A 22,054-nucleotide genomic window follows, 5' to 3' on the forward strand; every position below is an offset into this window, starting at 1 on the left:
CACCTCAATCCTAAATAAATTAAATATTCTGATTATTAATTATATAAAAAGCAAGCAACTCGCTGATTAGCATTTTCCTCCTGAAGCTTAGGCCTCTCCTGCTGACATCTTTCCATGACATATGGACAACGTGTATGAAAAACACAACCAACAGGTGGATTCATCGGACTAGGTAGTTCACCTTGTAAAAGTACCTCTTGTTTTGGCTCTTCAAAATTGACGACAGGTATGGCAGATAGTAAGGCTTGCGTGTAAGGATGCAATGGATTAGCGTATAGCTCCTTTTTCGTTCCAACTTCCACAACCCGCCCTAAGTACAGCACCGCCACACGATCACTTATATGCTTCACAACACTTAAATCATGGGAGATGAATAAATAAGTTAATTGAAATTCATCCTGTAAATCCATCATTAAGTTAAGGACTTGTGATTGAACCGATACATCCAATGCCGATACTGGCTCATCTGCAATAATGAACTCTGGATGAATGGCTAAAGCCCTTGCAATCCCAATCCGTTGTCGCTGACCACCAGAAAATTCATGTGGAAATTTATGCATCGCATCCTCAGGGAGTCCAACCTTTTGTAACAGCTCCTTCACACGCTCTTTTCGCTGTTCCTTCGTCAGAGTTAATTGCAACTTCATCGGCTCTTCAATAATTGTTCCAATACGCATTCGCGGATTTAGTGAGGCAAAGGGATCTTGAAAGATCATTTGCATTTGATTGCGATAAGATTGTAGCTTGTTGCCTTTTAAATGTTGGATCGGTTGTCCCTTATACAATACTTCCCCGGCTGTTGGTTCAACGAGCTTCAAAATTGTTCGCCCAAATGTAGATTTTCCTGAGCCAGATTCTCCTACAATCCCAAGCGTCTCTCCCCGATAGATTTCAATGGAAATATCATCCACCGCTTTGACCATCTTTTTCTCTTCTTTCATTGACTTGCGCTTCACAGGAAAGTAGGCTTTTAAATCTTTAATTTCCAGCAAAACTTCTTTCTCCTTCATGAGCCAGCTCTCCTTTCTCTGTGAATAAATGACAGCGTACTCTATGTGTCTCTTGAATAAGGTGTATGGCAGGGATATCCTGATGGCATCGTGCCATAGCATGCGGGCAGCGTGGAGCAAAGCGACAACCTTCTGGTAATGCATAGGCTGGCGGAACGGTGCCTGGAATCGACGGCAGCCTTTTCACTTCTGTTTCAAGACTCGGCATTGTTTTTAAAAGTGCTGTTGTATAAGGGTGCTGAGGATTTAAAAAAAGCTCTCTTACGGGGGCTTCCTCCACAATTTGCCCTGCATACATGACCATCACACGGTCTGCTGTTTCTGCGACAACACTCATATCATGAGTAATGAATAGAATGGCTGTTTGATGCTCTTCCTTCATTTTCATCATCAGCTTTAAAATTTGTGCCTGTACTGTTACATCCAATGCTGTGGTCGGCTCATCCGCAATTAATAACTGAGGATTATTAGACATTGCGATGGCAATCATGACACGTTGTCGCATCCCTCCTGATAATTGGTGAGGATATTCAGTGATCACCTTCTCCGCATTGGCAATCCCTACTTCTTTTAATAACTGTAATGCTTTATGCCCAGCCTCTTTTTTTGAAACCTTTTGATGTCTGCGAATACCTTCTATCATTTGATTACCGATGGTAAATACCGGATCTAAAGAGGTCATAGGCTCTTGAAAAATCATACTAATTTCATTGCCTCGAATATGGCTCATCTCTTTATTTTTATAGGTTAATAGATTTTTGCCGTTTAAGGCTATGGTCCCTGAAGTAATTTCTCCCGGAGGTATTGGTAGTAAACGCATAATCGCTAGTGATGTAATACTTTTGCCACTGCCTGATTCTCCTACCAGTGCAACAGTTTCTCCTTTATGAATGGTAAAATTCACATCATCAACTACTTTTGCCTCTTTGCCATTCTTCAAATGGAATCGAATCGATAATTGATTGACCTCTAAGAGCACTTGTTTATCTTTTGGCTGTTCCATAGGCGTCCCTCCCGTCAGTGTTGAATAGGTGGTGCATAGCGTATGGCGATATTTTTCATTTGCGTATAATTTCGCAGAGCAACAAAGCCCTTCTCTCGACCAATCCCACTTTTTTTATAACCGCCGAATGGCATTTGAATGCCACCAGCTGCCCCGTAATTATTGACAAATACTTGTCCTGCCTGCACCCGACTGGCTACATAATGAGCTGTATCTATATTCTGTGACCAAACACCTGCTACTAGGCCATAATCTGTACCATTGGCTAAAGTAATGGCTTCTTCCACGCTTGAAAACGTCAAAACTGTCAACACTGGTCCAAAAATTTCTTCCTGTGCTAATGGATCATTCGGCTGTACACCATCAAGTATGGTTGGCTGCACATAAAAGCCATTTTCATATCCTTCAATCGTTAATGGCTCCCCGCCAGTAATGACATAGCCATCCTTCTTGGCTTGCCGTAATAATGTGGTAATTTTAGTATGCTGGCGTTCATTTAACAACGGCCCCATATCCATGTCCGCCTCACCTGGCCCCACTTGTATCGCTTGGAATTTTTGCACTAATTGTGGGAGGAAAGTATCTTTTATCGTTTCCTCAATGAGTAGTCGGGCCCCCGCAGAGCAAGTTTGCCCAGCATTTTGAATAATGGCCCGAACAACCCCTTCTAGTGCCAGCTCCATGTTGGCATCTGCAAAAACGATATTAGGTGATTTTCCGCCAAGCTCTAATGTTACAGGGACAACATTTTCCGCGGCTGCCTTCATAACTGCAACCCCTGTAGGAACTGATCCCGTAAATGTAATATGATTAATATCAGGGTGTGTTGTTAAATACGGACCAACATCTCGTCCTAAGCCAGTAATATGTTGGAATATCCCTTTTGGTAGTTTTTCAGCAAACCACTCCGTGATGGCATGTGTCGTAAAAGGGGTATCTTCCGCACTCTTCACAATGACTGCATTGCCAGTAGCGATAGCCGCAGCAACACTTCTCGCTGTAATTTGAATCGGATAATTCCATGGCACAATATGTACCGTAATGCCAACAGGCTCTAACACGACAGCATTTAATAATCCATCCTCAATTGGAATTGTATCCCCCATCACTTTATCAGCAGCTCCACCATAAAATTCAAAATAACGAGCCGCCGCTTCAATATCAGCCCTAGCCTGTGTTAAAGGCTTTCCTACATCCCGGCATTCTAGTAAACTCCATTCCTCGGCATGCTGGCGAATATAATGAGCGAAATCGATTAATAATTGCCCTCGTTCATAAGCCTTCCATTGTCGCCACTCGTCACTTTCAAAGGCCATACGTGCTGCACGCACTGCTTCTTCTACTTGTGCTTGACTAGCATTGCTAATTTGCGCAATGACTTTCCCCGTTGAAGGATTTCCCACATCTAGTAATGCTTCTGCATCACCATAAATCCATTCCCCATTAATCAACATAGGAATTTTCTTCATCATACCCCTCCTATAATCCACGCCCACCATCTACATGTAAGGTCGTTCCAGTGACCATGCTAGCTGCATCTGACAATAAATAACTGACTGCTCCTGCTATATCAGATGGCTTCACCAATCGTCCTAGTGGGACAGATTGCACAAACACACTTTGCTTTGTTTGCTCTACATCAGCACCCTGTGCAGCAAATTGACCAAGCATTTGTGTGTCAGCAGGACCAGGGTGAATCGTATTAACACGAATTTGGTTCGGTGCAAGTTCAATCGCAAGCCCTCTCGTAAAGCTTTCTGCTGCACCCTTCGATGCAATATAGGCCTGTAAGCCCGGTCTAGGTCGTACTGCTGAAATAGAGGCAATCGTAATAATTGAGCCCTTTTGCTGTTTTTTCATAAAAGGGACAACTGCTTTTGCTGTTATAAATAAGCTTTTCACATTGACATCCATTAATCGATTCCACTCGTCCATCGTTACCTGTTCAATTGGTGTAGCGGCCTGTGCAATCCCGAGTGCATTGACAAGTCCATCAATTCTGCCATACTTTTCAAAAACCTGTTGGCAGATGTCATTAACACGCTCTTCCTGCAACACATTGACTTCAAAGCATTGCAGGGCTTCATGTGTTAAACCTGACAGTGTCGTTACGGATAAATCAAGTCCTACGACCAGATTACCCTGCTTTAGCTGCTCTTCAATAATGGCTTTTCCCATACCGCCACCTGCGCCCGTCACAACGATCACCTTTTGCTCAGTTGTCATACTAAACACCCCCAGCTGTTAATGTCATATGAATAATTTCCTGACAAATCGCATCCCCCATTTGTGCTGTTGTCGCTTGTCCACCAATATCTGCTGTTTTTACGACGCCTTCCTGTAACACTTTCGTAATGGCTTGAACAATCAGATCTTCTAAATCTGTTCTTCCTTGATGTCCTAGAAGTAATGCGAGCGACCATATTTGAGCGATTGGATTTGCAATACCCTTGCCTGCTATATCTGGTGCTGAACCATGTACAGGCTCAAACATGGAAGGAAAATCCTTCTCAGGATTTAAATTTGCAGAGGGGGACAGACCAAGTCCTCCTACTATGGCAGAGCCTAAATCAGACAAAATATCCCCAAATAGATTTGAAGCAACAACGACTTCAAAATCCTGCGGTCTTTCTACAAAATAAGCGACTAATGCATCGATATAAATGGATTCAAGCTGTAGTTCTGGAGCGCTTTGAGTGACTGTTTTTCTTGTATGCTCATCCCAAAATTTCATGGCATGAATAATCGCATTAGATTTTGTTGCACTCGTCAACTTGGTTTTCTCATGTTGCTTAGCATATTCGCAGGCTGCTCGGACAATTTTTTCAATTCCAATGCGCGTCATAATCGTATTTTGAATCGTCATTTCTTGTGGCTGTTGTTGATACATTCGACCCCCACTATCCGAATATTCACCCTCAGCATTTTCGCGGAAGATGACAAAATCAACCTCTTTCCCGTTAGCCAAGGGAGATACAATACCTGGTAGTGATCGAATGGGACGGAAATTCACATACTGCTGGAAATTTTTCCGAATCGGCATAATGAGTTCCCATACTGTGACATCATCTGGTACGCGAGCATCGCCAATAGCGCCAAATAATATTGCGTCATATTTTTGTAGTGTATCCAGTGCATCCTCAGGCATCATACGGCCGTGCGCTAAATAGTAATCTGAGCTCCACGGAAAAACGGTCGTTGTAATTTGTAAGGAAGAATCCCGTTCTTGCACACATTTTAAAACCTTTAATGCTTCCTGCATAACTTCTTTCCCAATGCCATCTCCTGGTATAACTGCCATTTTTATCGCTGTCATTGTGTATCACCGGCCAAAAATTTTAATGCCGCTAAACGATAAATCGCGGTTGTTTCTGCTAATTCTTCAATATCTACATATTCATTGATTTGATGGGGGATTTCACGATCTCCTGCGCCAACCGTCACAATTGGAATACCATGGACATGAAGGAACGTACCATCTGTCGCACCAGGAACCCCATTATATTTTGGCTCTTTCTCTGTCACCTCTGCCACTGCCTCATAAATGGCTTGTACAACAGGGTCCTCCTTAGCCGTCGCTGTAGCTGGTCGGTTATCAAGAACCGTTAGTTCCACTTTAAAATCCGGATCATCCGCCTGTAAGCGTTTAATAATCGCTTCGATTTTCCCCAGTAGTTCATCATGATCCTGCGCAGGAACAGTACGAATATCCAGCGTCGTCATACAATGATCAGGAATGACATTGATTTGTGCGTCTCCCTTAACAGGCGCGCGTAATATTGTAGGCGTAATAGAGGGCCAATTCAGCATCGGATCACGTCCTAAACGTGCCTGCTCCTCTTTTTCTAGTTTCTCTAGTTCTACGATAAAACGTGCCATCCGCCAGTTTGGATTAATACCGCTCCACGAAATTGCTCCATGTGCCATCTTACCGAAAATATCAACCTGTAAACGAATCGCCCCACGCTGTGCAATACATACATTGTTTTCCTGTGGTTCACAGATAATGGCTCCATCCACGCCATCTGCCCAGCCATTTTTAATAAAATGTTTAATGCCAAGCATTAGACCCTCTTCATCACAAGGAATACATAAAATAATCTTGCCCGTAAACTCCTCCTGATCCAGTAGCAATGATTGACAAGCTGTAATCATACAAGCTAGATTACCTTTTGTATCATTCGTTCCTCTGCCATACATACGCCCATCGACAATCTTAGCCCCAAATGGATCATATGCCCAAGCATCCCGATTGCCTTCTGTCACTACATCTGTATGTCCTTCGAAAAGTAATGTTTTCCCAGGTTTGCCCGAATCAATAATGCCAATTACATTCGGTCTCCCTGGCACAACCTCCTCTATATGCGTCTCGATACCAATATCTCGTAAATACGCCGCAACTACATGTGCCACCTCTTGTTCATTACCATTCGGATCATTCTCACGGTAAACGCTTTCAATTCGCACCAGCTTTTGTGTTAACGCAATGACCGCCTCTCGATCACGCACATACGATTTCGTTGTTTTTAAACTAGTTACTGTCATGCAAAGGACCTCCTATTTTAGTGAATATTCAGAATTTATGTTATTTTAACATTGTCCTTCCTCTATGAAACTAGACAATATGTAAATGATTCAAAGAATGGCCTTAACTTTTTGTTTAGCTCAAAATCGCTAAAAAACAACATTTTCTTCTACGTTATACCGATTTTCGATAGATTTCCGAATGGATAGTATGGAGATTTTCAATTTGGGGGATTTTTTTGATCGGGTTGATTTTTTGTTGGGCGGTTTAGTACTTTGGAGTGGCTTCCTTCCATTTAAGACAGAAGAACACATTCTAAACTTCGAGCAAAGCCCTACCCTTCAAACGAAAAAAACCAGCGGCTGCTGGTTTTTTCTAACTTATTGTTGGCGAGATTCGGTCATTTGCTTCCAAACCGAGCCTTTTGCTTCTTCACCTTGCTCGATACGAGCAATGGCCATTTTCACTTGTAGCTTTACTTCGAACTCTTTATCAGCTTCGGCCGCTTTTAATACTGGTAATGATTGTTCTGTGCCGACCTCATATAAATACATCGCTGCACGCCAGCGAACCAATTTGTTTTTATCCTGTAAGGCTTGCTGCATGGCCTCTTCAAATTCTACAAAGCCAAGGTCGCTCATGCAGTCGCCTGCTGTTCGGCGCACGGCAGCACTTTTATCCTGGAGGGCTCTTTCTAAATAAGGAACAACAGCAACATCTTCAATCATCCCTAAATACACGGTTGCTAGACGACGAATGGACATTTGCTCATCCTGTAGGGCTAAATCTAGTAGTGGTAAATCATCCAACTCCGGATCAGCCATTTGGTCTAGCAGCTGGAAGCGTTTCTCCCATTCTGGTTGCTGGAATTGCTCCACTGTTATTTTGAGCTTGTCTGATTTAACGATAGCCTTTTCATCATCATTATTGATGGCAGCGACAATTTCCGCTAGACGTTCTGCAGAATATGTGACATCAATCTCCTGTTTGACCGCTGCTGCAATTTCTTCTAGTTCGCCATAGCGCACACCATAATCAATCCATTTGCGTTGGAAAATATAGTTTTCATCCACTGCTGACTCAATGATTTGATTAAAAGCATCGACAAAACGATCACCGCAGCTCACACGATGTTCACGCTGGTTATCAAACACCTTTACTTGTAGGGGTACTTGCTTATAAAACTGGACATGGACATAAACTTCGCCGTAAAAATCATTGGCTACCAGTGTTTCATCTTGTGTTTGGACATCTTCACCTAATACTTGACGAATGTTTGCTAAAATACCTTCCCATGCATACTTGGCATTACGCTCAACCGCAAAGAAATCAGCTACATGATAAACGCCTTTTATTCCTTCAATGGCTAAAATAGCTGCTGCCTCGCCAGTTGCTTCATCTTTATTGTCCTTTGTAAAATTATAGCTTTTCCCGAATGGTAGCTCTGTATCAACAACAATCTTCATAGAATTGGGACTTGGCGTCGGTTCAATTGTAATAATCTTCATGTCTATCGCTCCTTATCCGTTAACAATTTCATCTAAATAAGACCATCTTTCAATTAGATGCTCATACTGTGCATTTAACACATCAAGCTTAGCTGTTAGTTCCTGTAGTTTTGTAAAATCTGAACCAGCATTCGCGATTCCCTCTTCGGTCTCCATAATAGCTGCTTCTGTTTTTTCAATATCAGCTGCAATCGTTTCCCATTCTTTTTGCTCTTTAAACGATAGCTTTTTCTTGTCGGATTTTGGTTTTTCAGTCTTCGGTTTTTCAGCTTTCGGTGCCTCTACTTTAGCAGTTGCCGTATGCTCACGATTCTCCAAATACTCACTATAAAGATCCAGTGTTTCCTCTACCTGCCCTTTTCCATCCAGGATCCATAGTTTTTTCGCAATACGATCTAGGAAGAAACGGTCGTGGGAAATTGTGATCACTACGCCAGGGAAATGCTCAATGAAATCCTCTAGCACACCCAATGTTTCAATATCTAAATCATTGGTTGGCTCGTCCAATAATAAAACATTGGGTTGCTCCATTAATAAACGTAATAGATGGAGTCGCTTGCGCTCACCACCTGATAATTTACCAATTGGTGTACCATGCCCATGTAGTGGGAATAAAAAACGCTCTAGCATTTGAGCCGCTGAATAGCGAACGCCCTCTGCATCTGTTATATCATTCGAAGCCTCACGTATATATTCAATCATACGCTCATTTTCATTCATTTTCGGCAATGTTTGCTTGAAATGAGCCAGTTTCACTGTTGAGCCGACAAGAATTTCACCTTGATCTGGTGTTAGCTCTCCTGCTAGCATGTTCAATAAGGTTGATTTTCCTGCACCATTCGCACCGATAATGCCAATTCGGTCACCTTGTTGTAATAAAAATGAAAAATCTTCAAGAATCTTTTGCTGTCCAAAGGCTTTCGAAATATTTTCTGCCTCCAACACTTTCCGCCCGAGACGTGTTGTAGCGAGACCCATCTCCAATGAAACGTCCTCTGATTTACGCTCTAGGTTTTCTTCCAACTTTTCAAAGCGTTGAATACGTGCTTTTTGCTTGGTTGAGCGCGCCTTCGCACCGCGACGAATCCATTTCAACTCTGAACGATAACGGTTGCGATCCTTCTGTGCAGAGGCAGCTTTCATTTCCTCACGAATAGCACGTGCCTCCAAGTAATCCCCATAATTTCCTGTGTGACGATACAAGGTTTGATCGGCAAGCTCGTAAATATGTGTTGATAATTCATCTAAGAAATAACGATCGTGGGTAATGAAAATAACTGCACCCTTTAGTCGTAATACCATTTCTTGAAGCCACTCTGTTGCTTGCACATCTAAATGGTTGGTCGGCTCATCCAATAAGTAAAGATCAGCTGGTTCAATTAATACTTTAGCTAATGCTACTCGTTTTTGCTGACCACCTGATAGCGTTAGTACTTCTTTATCAAATGTTTCAAGTCCGAGTTTTGTTAAGGCTGTCTTCGCAAGCGCGTTGACATCCCATGCTTGCTCTTCATCCATACGTTGTTGCAAGCTAAATAAAGTCTTTTGTAAACTTTCAGATGTTGGATTGACTGCTAATGCAGCAACCGTTTCCTCATATTGACGATTTAGTTGTAAAATCGGTGAGTCACCAGCAAAGACAGCCTGTAAAACCGTTTCTCCTGATTGAAATGATGGCTCCTGTGGTAAATAGGCGATACGGTATTTGTTCGGGCGGTCCATTGTTAAGGTATCCGCTTCGATGTCACCTGCTAAAATCGATAACAAGGTCGATTTCCCCGTACCATTAATACCGATTAAACCTGCTCGCTCACCCTCATAAATGGTAAATTCAATATTTTGAAAAAGCGTTTTATCGCCCACAGTTTTTGTTAAATTTTGTATAATTAAATGACTCATTCCACTATCCATCTCTTTCATGTTAGGTATTGTTCATGCCCACACTACTTTTATGTAGACGATTATTGATATCCATTATTCATCATAACATCATTTGACAGGTAAACAAAGAACAACAAACTGTCATTGGTTTGTCCCAAGTTTGCTCCCGTTCTCCTGTAAATACGTGTGCATTATCTGACAAAGTATAATGATTCCTTGCTCTAGGTCCTGTGGTTCTGGATAGGAATAACTAATTCTCATATGGTGATATTGTGGTTCTCCCGGATAACAAGCAGAGCTGGGTAAAAAAGTAATATGGGCTTGCTGTGCTTTAAACAACAGTTCATCTGTATTGCCATTACTAGGCAAAGACACCCAAATATTTAACCCTCCTTTTGGTTCCATCCACGTAACGCCTTGTGGTGCATATTTGTTCAATAAAGCAATCGTCTGATCTCTTCTTACTTCAAGCGCAATGCGTAATTTTTCTAAATGGACATGCATGCGGTCTGATCGTAAAAAAGGAATCAGTGCCTTTTGTGTTAATAGTGGATTGCCCGAATCGGCAAAGGATTTGGCTGATAAGAGCCGTTGATGGACAGTGCCATTCGAAATGATGGCTCCAATTCTACAACTAGGGGCTAACGATTTGCTAAATCCTTTTAAATATATAACATGACCACTTTCATCTAACGCTTTAAGAGTAGGTGGTGGTGGATTATCGTCAAAATAAATTTCATTCCATGAATCATCCTCTACAATAAGAAAGCCGTATTGTTGGGCAAGGTCTAGTAACTCTCTTCTTCTAGCTTCGCTTAAAACAGTTCCTGTAGGATTCTGAAATGTTGGATTTGTATAGATCAGCTTTGGTTGTTTGCTTAAACATAATGTTGCTAGAATAGTTGTCTGCATACCTTCTTCATCTACTGGAATGGGAATAATATGGGCTCCGCGATTTCTAAAGACATCGATTGCTGCTGCATAGGTAGGAGCTTCGGTAATGACAATGTCTCCTGGTCCAATAAATGTTCTAGCCACTACATCAATACCTTGTTGCACACCATTTGTCACAATAATTTCTTGAGGTGTTGTTTCAATGTCACCATATTGTTGAACATAGTCCCGAATTGCCTTTCGTACATCTTCATCACCTTGTACAGCCCCATAACGCACAACAATCTGAGGTTCTGCGAGTAAAATTGCCACGATTTCATTCGTCAAATAAACTGAGGGTAATAACCCCGGATGGATGGTCGCACTTGAAAATTTTATCGCATACTCTGTTCCTTTATTTAATATGGATTGTGAACGTTGAATATAGTCGGGGATCGCTAATTGCCAATTATAATTACATTGGCTCACATGCATGCTCCCCTGTTCATTTTTTCGAACGAATGCCCCCTTACCATGCACCACTTGAATATACCCATTTCTTTCTAACAATGCATAAGCCTTGCTGATCGTTACAGGGCTCACTTGATTTTCTTTAGAAAAGCTCCGTATAGAAGGTAATTGACTCCCCTCCTGTAAAAAACCCGATCGTATTTTTTCTGCCATAATATTTGAAATCTGATGGATTAAGGTTTGATCTGATTGACGATTTAGCTTTATTTTCATTTACCCTCCAACTGTTATAGTCATAATTTGACTGTTATATATATCACTATATAGTGTAGAGGCAGAAATAGCTAAATTTGATATGAAGGGAAATGATGATCCATGACGAACATGAAGCAAGATCAGGAAAATATTGAAACGATTTTAACGGATGTTGTGCACCATGCTGCCAAGTTTTTTACCAGTCTTGAAGAAAGAGCCGTAACAAGTCAAGCTTATAACGTACCTGCTTCAATACTTTCTGAAGTAGGACATGGCGCTCAGTCGACACTTCAATACTTTTCACAGCATTATGCTGCAGGCTTAAGCGCCAGTGCAGGTTCAAGATATTTAGGGTTTGTTACAGGTGGGGCTACGCCTGCTTCGATTGTTGGAGATTGGTTAGTCAGTATTTACGATCAAAATCTATCCAATACGCAAGATTCTGTAGCAGGCTCAATGGAATTAGCGACGATTGATATGTTAAAAGATTTATTGCTAGTGAGTGAGGATTATCAGGGAACATTTGTCAGCGGGGCTACGATGGCTAATTTCGTAGGACTTGCACAAGCAAGAGAGTGGGTGGCGCAATACTATGGGAAAAGTACTGCGATGGATGGGTTATTTGATATCCCACCGATAAAAATCGTCAGTGGTACGCCGCATTCGAGTATTGCCAAAGCAACTTCTATGCTTGGCATTGGGAGAAAGTCTATTCATCTTATTCCATGTCAGGAACAGCGGGAAGCGATCGATATTGCAAAATTACAACAGTTTCTTGAAGACAATCAACAAGAACCTTGTGTTGTCGTAGCAAATGCGGGAACCGTCAATACGGTTGATTTTGATGATTTACTAGCAATTGGCAAGCTCAAAAAGCGCTATAATTTCTGGCTTCATGTAGATGCGGCTTTTGGAGGCTTTGCTGCGTGTTCACCCAAGTACTATCACTTAGTCGAAGGCATTAACCATGCTGATTCTATTACGATTGATGCACATAAATGGCTGAATGTCCCTTATGATGCGGCTATGCAATTTACCCGACATCAATCGTTACAAGTAGCCGTATTTCAAAACAATGCTGCCTACCTTGATAGCTCGCTTGAAAATCCGAATTTTAGTGATCTTACCCCTGAAAATTCACGACGCTTCCGTGCGTTGCCAGCTTGGTTTTCCCTTCAAGCTTATGGTAAAAAGGGCTATCAACAGTTAATCGAACAAAATGTACTGCTAGCTCAGCAGCTTGGACAAAAAATAGAGCAAAGTGACCAATTTACTTTGCTAGCCCCTGTTCGTTTAAATGTTGTGTGCTTTGCCATAAATCATGAAGCACTGACAGCCGAAATGAACAAACAATTTTTGACGACATTAAATCAACAAGGCAAGGTGTTCATGACACCAACTGTTTACCAAGGTGTGCCAGCTATGCGTGCGGCTTTCAGCAATTGGCGTACAACCACAGAAGATCTAACTATTATTTGGGAAGCACTAACGACAGCCATACAATCCTTTTTCCACGAGTCCCTCTAATCTATGATATCCAAATGAATAACAAGGGCGAATGTACAAATATATTTGTCCAAATTTATTACGAATTACTGCCTATGAAATCGCCCAATATGCGAGTACTGCAGATTTCTCAAATTACAATAAAATGATTATGTCAAACAAATATGCAAATAAAGCACACGAACCGCCTTCAATTGAAAGGCGGTTCGTGTGCTTTATTGACCAATTTCGTGTTGTAATTGCTTTAAAAAGCTTTCCATAAATTGATGACGTTCAAGTGCCATCTGCTTGCCCTTCTCAGTTACCATTAGATCCTTTAGCAACAACAGCTTTTCATAAAAATGAGTGACAGACGACGTATTTTTTTGACGATATTCCGACTCTGACATATTGATGCGTGCTTCTTCATCCTTATCGTAAAGCTTACGGCCTTTCGCACCACCATAAGCAAATGTTCGGGCGATGCCAATCGCTCCAATCGCATCTAAACGGTCTGCATCACGTACGATTTTGGCTTCCATAGATGTTGCTTCTAGCTCATTCCCACCATTAAATGACACTTGTGCAATACAATCTCGAATATGTTGCTTTTTTTCCTCGCTAACAGGTAGCTCTGCGATGAGTTGTTCTTCCTGTTCCTTACTATCGGTATACTTTTTATCGCTAACATCATGCAACAGCACCGCAATTTTAACTACCTCGGCATCTGCTGTTGGCTCTGTATGTAAGATAGCTAGCGCATTTTGGTAGACACGTTCAATATGTTGAAAATCATGGCTAGCGTCAAACTTTGCATAAATTCCACTTACTTTACTCATTAAATAATCCATAGTTCAAGCTCATTCCTTTCCTACACGATTATACTTTATTTATAGTCATCACGAAAAATAAAAAATCAGCACCCTTTCAATTGACTAATTTTTCAGAATATTATAAGATAAACGTACAGAACAAACTGTTTGTTCTGTACCTCATATTTTTCAGTTATGTACAACAGCTATGTGTTCGACAGTTATAACATCAACTTCAGCGGGCTTACAATTGAATAGTATGTTTGAAAGATGACGTAAGTAAAGAAAACCAATCATCAAACAAATAAAAGTGAACACTTTCCCTTAGAAATTCTTTGTTTAACCCGCATAGCCAAATGTACAGCCGAAAACTGTGAACATCAAGTTAGTTTGTTTTTACGACCAAAAGGTTATCATCAAATTGTAGCCTCTGTGTAACTGTTTTTTCGTTATTGGTTGTTACCTTCTTCAAGTATGGATGAACGTAGCTCCTCCCAATAATAAAAATCGTACACGATGATGGCGAACAGCTAATGATACCACGTTCTATGAGTCGTACGAACACCATGAAGATTCATGTAAGCCATAAATGTATGAAGCTATAAAGGAAGTAGGAACGATTGTGATAAAATGTAATACCTTCCCGCTGAAGGACAAATAAAAGCTGCCCATCTTACAGTCAAGTAGATGATGGCAGCTTTTACTGTTTTATTTGCTATTTAGTTGTAGATCTTACAAAACGCCCTTAATGACCTCATCAATTTCTTGTAATAGCGCTTGATTTTGCATCGTTGAACTTAAGGTTAAATGAGATTGATCAACGTGGATGACCGCTACATGCATACCCTCTTTTATGCTAGCACTTGGTACTGGTAGCATCTTTTCTGTATCGAATGTCATGATAAGATCTGGGAATTTCGATGGTAGCTGTCCTTCCTTCGATAACGTCATATATTCATTCCAGAAAGTTAAATGGTAATCGCCAACAGATAATTTCCCTACGTCAAAGCCATTTTCTTTCGTTAACGAGTAATCTGTGACCTCACCAGATACGATGTGCACTCCATTTAATTGGTGCAGAACATTAGCCAATTTTTCGTCAAAAGTTTGTCCTTTTAAGAAGCTATAGCCGAGCTCAATCGCCATGGAAATGGCCTTCGGTGCACCATGTTTTTGTAAATAATCTATCGTCACAGAATTCCTCGTTACACCTACTAATCCTCCAGCTAAAATTGAAGCTTGTCGTGCTGTTTTCGCTGTATTTTGTAAATGGCCTTCTACATACCCTTGAACCGCAAAATCATCTTTGCCACCTGCGTAAAATAGCACAGATTGATAGTCTTGTTGTTCATGGAGATTGAGGGAACCCATAATTCCCGTTGGATGTGCCCGCCCATTACACGGGGCATCCACAACAGGCACATTTAATAAAACAGACTGCAACCAGCCATTAATTGTCGTGATGGCACCATTTTCATTGGTAATGATGCCCTTTAGACGTTGATTGGTATATGTGTTCATGCTGCGATAGCTCCAACAAAGCTGTTCATTCGAAATATATTGATCGGCTGCTGAAGGTGCGCCTACCATGGCTACACACGCTACTAAATCTTCATGATCTAATTCGGTGATATCGACTAATTGTGGTTCCCCAGCAGCAAAGATTTCTTCCACCAGTTTGAGCCCTTCCTCTAGAAGACCTCCTCCGCCGCCACCAAGGATCGCTCCTCCATAAACCGCAGCAATTCCATCCTCATATGTTAATACTTTTGCCATCGATCATTACTCCTTTCTATTTCCCTATTTTTAGAATAGAAGAGAAGAAGCTGTATAAAGCGTCCCCAGCAATAACCCCTGCTGCAAAGACAGTCATTTCAGATTCTCTCTTACCTTTCGTCACGTACGTGAAAATAACACGAAGTAAGATACCAGCTAATACCGCCCATCCAGCAATTGGATTGATCAGTAATAAACCTGTAGCAAAAAGAATACCCATTTGTCGTTTTGAACCACCAATCAATTGGATCAATGCCCCTGGAATAGCCCAAATCATTAGTTGTTTCGCTACATCGCCCGTAACGCCAGATTGAATAGTTGCTGCATAAACATGGTTAACAGGTGCTACTAAACCTTGTGCAAAATATGATTTGTAGGATAATAATACAACAATCGCAGAAATTGAGAAGGCTAACATACCAGCGATCATTTGCTGTTTGCGCCCTTCTTTTTCTAATGCTGGATCACTACCATTCCCACGTAAAATAAAACCTGTTTTCAAATCATAGCCCATATCCGCAAATGCTACCCCTGTAGCTGCACTATAACCTGCCAATAACGCAAGAGCTGGTGCAGGGAAGCCTATTAAAATACCAACAATCAGTGTAATAAATGCCACTGCAAACGCTGGGAACCAACCAGCATGCATCGCCGCAATACCAACGATAAGCTCATGTACAAATGCTGCAATTGTTGCAAAGACGATGAAACCTATTAACATTCCGAACGACATATGTGTGATAATACCGCCTAAAATAGCGATTAATAAGGCAATCGCTAAATAAGCAATAAACCCTACACCGAAACCTCGGCGAATTTCTTTAGCATCTTTTGAATAGCTTAACTCTTCTGACTTTTTCGCAGAGCGTTTACTTAGGAGAGTGAAAGCTACTTGGAACAGAGCCACGATGCCGGCACCAATCATAATGCCATGTGGAATATAATAGGCATTTAAATCAATATTAAATAATTGAACAGAATAGCCTCTTAGTAAAAGACCAATCCCAAACATCGTAAGCGCCCAAATATTACCGATAAACGCTACCCCAAAAGCTGACATTGGAATTTTAAGAACAGATCCCACGATACCGAGTAAAACACCACCAATTAATACCTTGGCATTTTTACCGCCTTTATCACCAGCTTTAATTGCTTCAGCTGTCGCAATCCCTGGTGGCCAAGTTCCTGCAGCTGGGAAAATCTTTGTATCAAAAAATTTATATAATAATAAAGCATCAACAAACATCGCTAAAATAACACCGATAAACAACGGTAATACTAAATTTTCATAGCCTAAAACATATGGAATACCAATTGGCAACATTAAGCTACTCGCAGCACTAAAAGTAGCTGATGAAATGGCCGTTTGAATGATATTTTGTCTATGCACCGATTTAAATGCAATTAATTTGCCAATTGGAATTCTTCCTAAAATCATCGCGAATATTGCCCCAACAATAGATGTATTGGCAGAAATCCCTAAAGTCGTAATCAGCTGTATCCCAATAATGGCCCCAATAACAGATGTTAAGACGATCATTAGTAGAGTTACAGGCTCCAAAGCCCGTGGATGTAATACTTTATTATTCATAGTGTCAGCTCCCCTATTGCTGTTATAGTTTTGAAATGTGTGATTGTATCTGATGAGCTACTTTCACTAACTGTTCAAGCATATATTTCTCCCTTTGATCATTTATATCGTATACTAATCCAGAAATTGTAAGAGATGCGATTATTTCTTTCTTATAGTTGAATAACGGTACACTGATGCCAAAAGCGTGTTCATTATATTCGCCAATGGTCACACACCATTTATTTTGGTGGATGCATTGCAGCTCCTCCCTTAACGTCTCAAGAAATTCTTGATGCTCTTCTTTCGATTGCTTGTTTTGAAAAAAGGCTATTAATTCAAGTTGTCTGTCCTCCTCTAAGAAGGCAAACATGACTTTACAGGAAGCACCGATGTAAAGGGGTGTCTTTGTTCCTAAAGACACCGCATACTTTACATTTTTATTACTTTCGGCGATTTTCGTTGTGACACCATATTCATTGTCCATATAAGTGAGAAATACCGATTCGTTAATTTCACTTGCAAGATTTCCCATCAATTCATAAATGGTCGAGTGTGGGTCCTTCGTATGTGAGAGCACATCATAAAAAAGAAACATTTTATAGCCTAATTTATATTTTTTTGTACTCTCATCTTGTATTAAATAACCCGCTTCTGTAAATGTATTGATGGTTCTTTGTACGACACTTGTCGGCATTTTCATCATGCGCGAAATTTCACGAACACCTAATGCATTTTCTGTCGTCGCAAAACACTCTAGTATATCTAATGAGTTTTTTAATGTCTTGACAGTCATTTATTTCTCCCTTTAAGCGTTTTGATAACCGTAATGCTTTCTCGCTACTTCTACAGAAATATATTCATTTAACAAATCATGTTCAATGGCCTCTTTGCTTCGTTCAAGTGGATTACCATAACCACCGCCTGTAGCTGTAACAAGCTCAATACGGTCGCCTTTTTGCAATTCATAATTGGCTAGTACACCAACTGGTCCAATTGTTGTTCCATCTTTTTTGTGAACGATTAAATAGTTATGAGAGCCTTCTTCTCCATCACTTAATCCGAATGGCGCGAATTGATGTCTACCTAAGTTAACAGAAACCTTTTGACCATCATTATTGATGGTATACACGCGACGTACACCTAAACCACCTCTAAATTGGCCTGCACCTGCACCGTCACAATTTAAGCTATATTCATCAATTTGAATCCCATATTTGGTTTCAGCAATTTCCACAGGAAGATTATAGGTTTCACCATCCCCCATACAGTATTGCCCACTTTGACCATCTTCATCATTCGCTGCTCCCCAACCACCAACTGATGGTTCAACGATGAGGAATGACTCATCATTTTCAGGGTTTTTACCTGTCAGAATAAACGTACAAACAGATTGTAAGTGACCTGCAGATAATCTTTCTGGTAAATGTGGTGCAAGTGCTTTCCAAATTAAATCTGCTGCTCCAATACGTGCCTCAAAGTTCATGGATACTGGGTGTGGACGTTTAGCCGAGACAATGGAATTTTCATCCGTTAAAATCGTTAAGCGTTTAAAGACCCCCTCGTTAATCACATCAATATCCCCAAGTAATGCCAAGAACATAACACGCACACTCGCCATTAAGCCAAATTGTGAACAGTTTACTGGCACATTCACCGCTGGGTGTGAGCCCCTAAAATCACAAATAAATTCTTGGTCACTAATCGTAACTTTCACTTTAATCGGGTAAGGTCCTCCCTTTAATGGATCCCCCTCAATAAAGTCCTCCGCATAAAACTCGCCTTTTGGTAAATGTTGAAGCTCATGCTCCACAATTTTCTCACCCTTGTCCAATAATTTTTGAATGGATAATTTCACCGATTCGGCACCAAACTTCTGACAAAGCTCTGCGATTCGTTTTTCACCCGTTTTTAAGGCAGCAACTTGTGCAAACATATCGCCGATAGATAGTTCTGGTAAACGAACATTTGTAGAAATAATCTCATAAATGGCTTCGTTCAATTCCCCTTTATGATAAAGTTTGACACCTGGTAGTTGTAGACCTTCCTGATAGATTTCATTGGAATTACTTGTAAATGAACCAGGATCCATGCCCCCTACTTCTGTCCAGTGTGCTTTATTGGCTGAGTAAGCAATAATTTCACCGTTATAGAAAATTGGGAGTACTAAGCCGACATCTGATAAATGCGATCCTCCCCCAACGTATGGGTCATTTATAATAATGACATCGCCTTCGTGTAACTTTTTGCCATTATCGAACTTTTCAATCACTCGTTGCACCATTGGACTTAGCATCCCAATAAAGCTTGTAACACCATTTCCTTGGCTAATTAAGTTACCCTGTGCATCTGTTAAACCACAAGCATAGTCTAATACTTCATAGATAACCGGACTCATCGAAGAACGTGCTAGTGCCACAAACATCTCATCTCCTATGGCTAACAATGAATCCTGAATAATCTCTACAGCAAAAACGTCTTTTTTCATGATTTATTTCCCCTCCATCTCTACAATCAAATTGCCATATTTATCAATTTCTATAGATTGCTTTTCATTGATCACGACTGTAGATGTTGGGTTTTCTACGATTGCTGGACCTGTAATGACATAGCCCGGAGCTAGCTTTTGTTGATCATACACATTGACCTCTACCCAACCCTTTTCTTTCACATATAAGTTGCGTTTTGTTTTGATACATGTTGACACATCAATATGAGAGAAATCTAATTCTTTAAATTGAACAGCCTCATCTTTTCCATAGATGGTAAGGTGTAGATTTACTAATTCTATTGGAGTAGTTGGTAAATCGAATGAAAATTCTTGTTTATGTTTAACATGGAATGCCTCTGCCAATTGATGAAGCACTTCATCATGAATGGTGCTATTTGAAGCATTCAATTTTACTGCATGCTCTTGGCCTTTATAGCGTAAATCATAATTAATCTCGAAATAATAATGCTCTTTTGATAAAGGTGCATCTGCATAGGCATTTGCAATCGCTTGATCAATATTTTCTTGAATTTCCGCAAGATGAGCTTGATTAAAGTCCATTAAACTTGTTTGGATATAGTCTTGTCGATACTCTGTCATCATCATGCCTAATGCAGAAAAAACAGAAGAACCATATGGAATAATGACTTTTTTCATGCCTAATTCTTCCGCTAAATTAATGGCATGTAATGGACCGCCACCACCAAAGGCTACCATTGTAAAATCTTCTGGATCATAGCCTTTACGAATGGAGATTAGCTTCAATGCATTTAACATATTCGAGTTCGCAATATCTAAAATGCCTTGTGCTGCTTCTTCGGCTGAAACATTAAAAGGTTTCGCAATCGCCTCAACAAGTGCCTCCTCCACTTTGTCAATAGACACTGGATTATCGAAGTTCGCTAATGATAATTTTCCTAAATAGACATTTGCGTCTGTAATCGTAGGCTGTGTATTACCTAAACCATATGCTACAGGACCTGGGTTTGCACCAGCAGAATCTGGTCCAACCTTTAAGGAACCAAACTGATCTACACGAGCGATAGAGCCCCCACCATTGCCGATTTCAACTATATCCACAACAGGTGTTTTGATTGGATAGCCAGCAAATTTTTCATTTCTTTCGATATAATAATCTGTTGTAACATTTACTTTGCCATCTGTAATAAGTGAGCATTTTGCTGTCGTACCACCTACATCAAAGGCGATAATATTGGATTCATTTAGAAGTTCACCTAATTTTGCAGCTCCAAACATACCCGCTACAGGACCAGATTCAACTAGATTGATTGGCAACTCCATTGCTTTATCAAAGCTTGTTGTTCCCCCATTTGATTGCATAATTTTCAGATGATCTGTAATACCGATTGTGCTTAATTTTTCTTTTAAACTTTTTAAATAAGCGTGAGCAATTGGCTTCACATATGAATTTAAAACAGTTGTGTTTGTTCTTTCATATTCACGATATTCCTTAATCGTTTCGCTTGAAAGTGTAATATACACTTCAGGCCAAATTTTTAAAATTTCTTCTTTTAGCTGCTGTTCGTGAATTGGATTTTTATAGCCATGAATCAAAGAAATTGCAATAGCCTCTACACCCAATTCCTTAAATTGACGAACAATATCTCCGACTTCATCCCTATTAAGCGCTTTCATAATATTTCCTTTAAAATCAATGCGCTCATCGATTTCTTGTCGTAAGTAACGCTCTACAAATGGCTCTGGCTTTTTATATTTAAAATTATATAAGTCTGGTCGATTTCCACGTGCAATTTCTAATACATCACGGAAGCCTTTTGTAGTAATTAGCCCAACTACGCCCCCTTTTCTCTCGGTTAATGTATTGATAATAACTGTTGAACCATGAATAAATGATTCAATGAGAGAATCCTCGGTTACATGTCGTCCTAATACGTTTAATATACCATCCTCAAAATGCCCAGGTGTTGTATGTCCCTTGTCAAAATGAAGATTTCCCTTTTCGTCTGTATAAACTAGGTCGGTAAAAGTACCGCCAATATCTGTTGCGATTTTCAAGACTCCATCCCTCCGTGTCCCTATTATCGGAACAGTGTTCCGAATTAGAATTAAGTAAATTATATTTAAAAGAAAAAGAAAATTCAATGTATTTTTTAAATAAAAATTCATTTGACAATTGCAGATCGTTGTAAAAATCCGCTTTTTCCTTCCAATATCAGAGAACTATTAATAAAAAATACCAAACGTATTTATATAAGGAAACTTCTCACGTTTTTTATGTACATAAAAAAAGATCCTAGTTTTTAAACTAGGATCTCAGACTGTAGACAAAAGCCATCGAGAAGTTCACTCTCTATGACTTTTGTCATTTTTCTTTCTCTTTCATTTTCAATATTTGGTAAATCAATGCCGAAT

The 22,054-nt window shown here is 40.3% G+C and carries 16 protein-coding genes; 1 reads left to right on the forward strand and 15 read right to left on the reverse strand.

The annotated features are described in order from the left end of the window. Positions 1-35: 35 nt before the first annotated feature. The 9 genes from AO843_RS05140 to AO843_RS05180 form a co-directional block, all read right to left on the reverse strand. A complete protein-coding gene (locus tag AO843_RS05140) occupies positions 36-1,010 on the reverse strand; it encodes an ABC transporter ATP-binding protein (protein WP_054610084.1) in 975 nt (324 codons plus the stop codon). After that, positions 979-2,013 carry an ABC transporter ATP-binding protein gene (locus tag AO843_RS05145; RefSeq protein ID WP_054610085.1) on the reverse strand — a complete coding sequence of 345 codons (1,035 nt, stop codon included), beginning with the start codon at positions 2,011-2,013 and terminating at the stop codon, positions 979-981. Before AO843_RS05145 ends, AO843_RS05140 begins: the two co-directional genes overlap by 32 nt. Before the next feature lie 14 nt (positions 2,014-2,027). Next, positions 2,028-3,482 (reverse strand): aldehyde dehydrogenase family protein, encoded by a 1,455-nt coding sequence (locus AO843_RS05150; RefSeq protein WP_054610086.1) that lies wholly within the window; start codon positions 3,480-3,482, stop codon positions 2,028-2,030. A 10-nt stretch (positions 3,483-3,492) separates the two neighbouring features. Further along, positions 3,493-4,239 carry an SDR family NAD(P)-dependent oxidoreductase gene (locus tag AO843_RS05155; RefSeq protein WP_054610087.1) on the reverse strand — a complete coding sequence of 249 codons (747 nt, stop codon included), beginning with the start codon at positions 4,237-4,239 and terminating at the stop codon, positions 3,493-3,495. A gap of 1 nt (position 4,240) precedes the next feature. Next, on the reverse strand, positions 4,241-5,329 hold the full coding sequence (locus AO843_RS05160; RefSeq protein ID WP_054610088.1) for a tartrate dehydrogenase: 1,089 nt from the start codon (positions 5,327-5,329) through the stop codon (positions 4,241-4,243). Next, positions 5,326-6,558: a M20 family metallopeptidase gene (locus AO843_RS05165; protein WP_054610089.1), complete on the reverse strand. Its 1,233-nt coding sequence runs from the start codon at positions 6,556-6,558 to the stop codon at positions 5,326-5,328. The genes AO843_RS05160 and AO843_RS05165 overlap by 4 nt, the downstream gene beginning before the upstream one ends. 360 nt (positions 6,559-6,918) lie before the next feature. Continuing rightward, on the reverse strand, positions 6,919-8,046 hold the full coding sequence (locus AO843_RS05170) for a conserved virulence factor C family protein (protein ID WP_054610090.1): 1,128 nt from the start codon (positions 8,044-8,046) through the stop codon (positions 6,919-6,921). A gap of 12 nt (positions 8,047-8,058) precedes the next feature. After that, complete coding sequence (locus AO843_RS05175; RefSeq protein ID WP_054610091.1) at positions 8,059-9,945, reverse strand: ABC-F family ATP-binding cassette domain-containing protein; 1,887 nt, start codon at positions 9,943-9,945, stop codon at positions 8,059-8,061. 123 nt (positions 9,946-10,068) lie between these two features. Further along, the gene (locus tag AO843_RS05180) at positions 10,069-11,544 is read right to left on the reverse strand and encodes a MocR-like pyridoxine biosynthesis transcription factor PdxR (RefSeq protein WP_054610092.1); all 1,476 of its coding nucleotides are present in this window, start codon (positions 11,542-11,544) and stop codon (positions 10,069-10,071) included. Between the two features lie 102 nt (positions 11,545-11,646). On the opposite strand from AO843_RS05180, the gene AO843_RS05185 reads away from it, so the two are divergent. Continuing rightward, positions 11,647-13,053 (forward strand): pyridoxal phosphate-dependent decarboxylase family protein, encoded by a 1,407-nt coding sequence (locus AO843_RS05185; protein WP_054610093.1) that lies wholly within the window; start codon positions 11,647-11,649, stop codon positions 13,051-13,053. 194 nt (positions 13,054-13,247) lie between these two features. Here the strand turns inward: AO843_RS05185 and AO843_RS05190 are convergent, their stop codons facing one another. From AO843_RS05190 to AO843_RS05215, 6 genes are all read right to left on the reverse strand, one after another. Next, positions 13,248-13,862 (reverse strand): HD domain-containing protein, encoded by a 615-nt coding sequence (locus AO843_RS05190; RefSeq protein WP_082389393.1) that lies wholly within the window; start codon positions 13,860-13,862, stop codon positions 13,248-13,250. A gap of 693 nt (positions 13,863-14,555) precedes the next feature. Further along, positions 14,556-15,599, reverse strand: coding sequence for an S-methyl thiohydantoin desulfurase domain-containing protein (locus tag AO843_RS05195; RefSeq protein WP_054610094.1), 1,044 nt, complete (start codon positions 15,597-15,599; stop codon positions 14,556-14,558). 16 nt (positions 15,600-15,615) lie between these two features. Next, on the reverse strand, positions 15,616-17,190 hold the full coding sequence (locus AO843_RS05200) for an OPT/YSL family transporter (RefSeq protein ID WP_054610095.1): 1,575 nt from the start codon (positions 17,188-17,190) through the stop codon (positions 15,616-15,618). A gap of 22 nt (positions 17,191-17,212) precedes the next feature. Then, positions 17,213-17,965, reverse strand: a complete 753-nt coding sequence (locus AO843_RS05205) for an IclR family transcriptional regulator (RefSeq protein WP_054610096.1) — start codon at positions 17,963-17,965, stop codon at positions 17,213-17,215. Between the two features lie 12 nt (positions 17,966-17,977). Then, a complete protein-coding gene (locus AO843_RS05210) occupies positions 17,978-19,657 on the reverse strand; it encodes a hydantoinase B/oxoprolinase family protein (protein ID WP_054610097.1) in 1,680 nt (559 codons plus the stop codon). Between the two features lie 3 nt (positions 19,658-19,660). Beyond that, positions 19,661-21,697, reverse strand: a complete 2,037-nt coding sequence (locus AO843_RS05215; RefSeq protein ID WP_054610098.1) for a hydantoinase/oxoprolinase family protein — start codon at positions 21,695-21,697, stop codon at positions 19,661-19,663. Between the last annotated feature and the right edge of the window lie 357 nt (positions 21,698-22,054).

This window comes from Lysinibacillus sp. ZYM-1, from assembly GCF_001308875.1.
GTDB lineage: Bacteria > Bacillota > Bacilli > Bacillales_A > Planococcaceae > Lysinibacillus.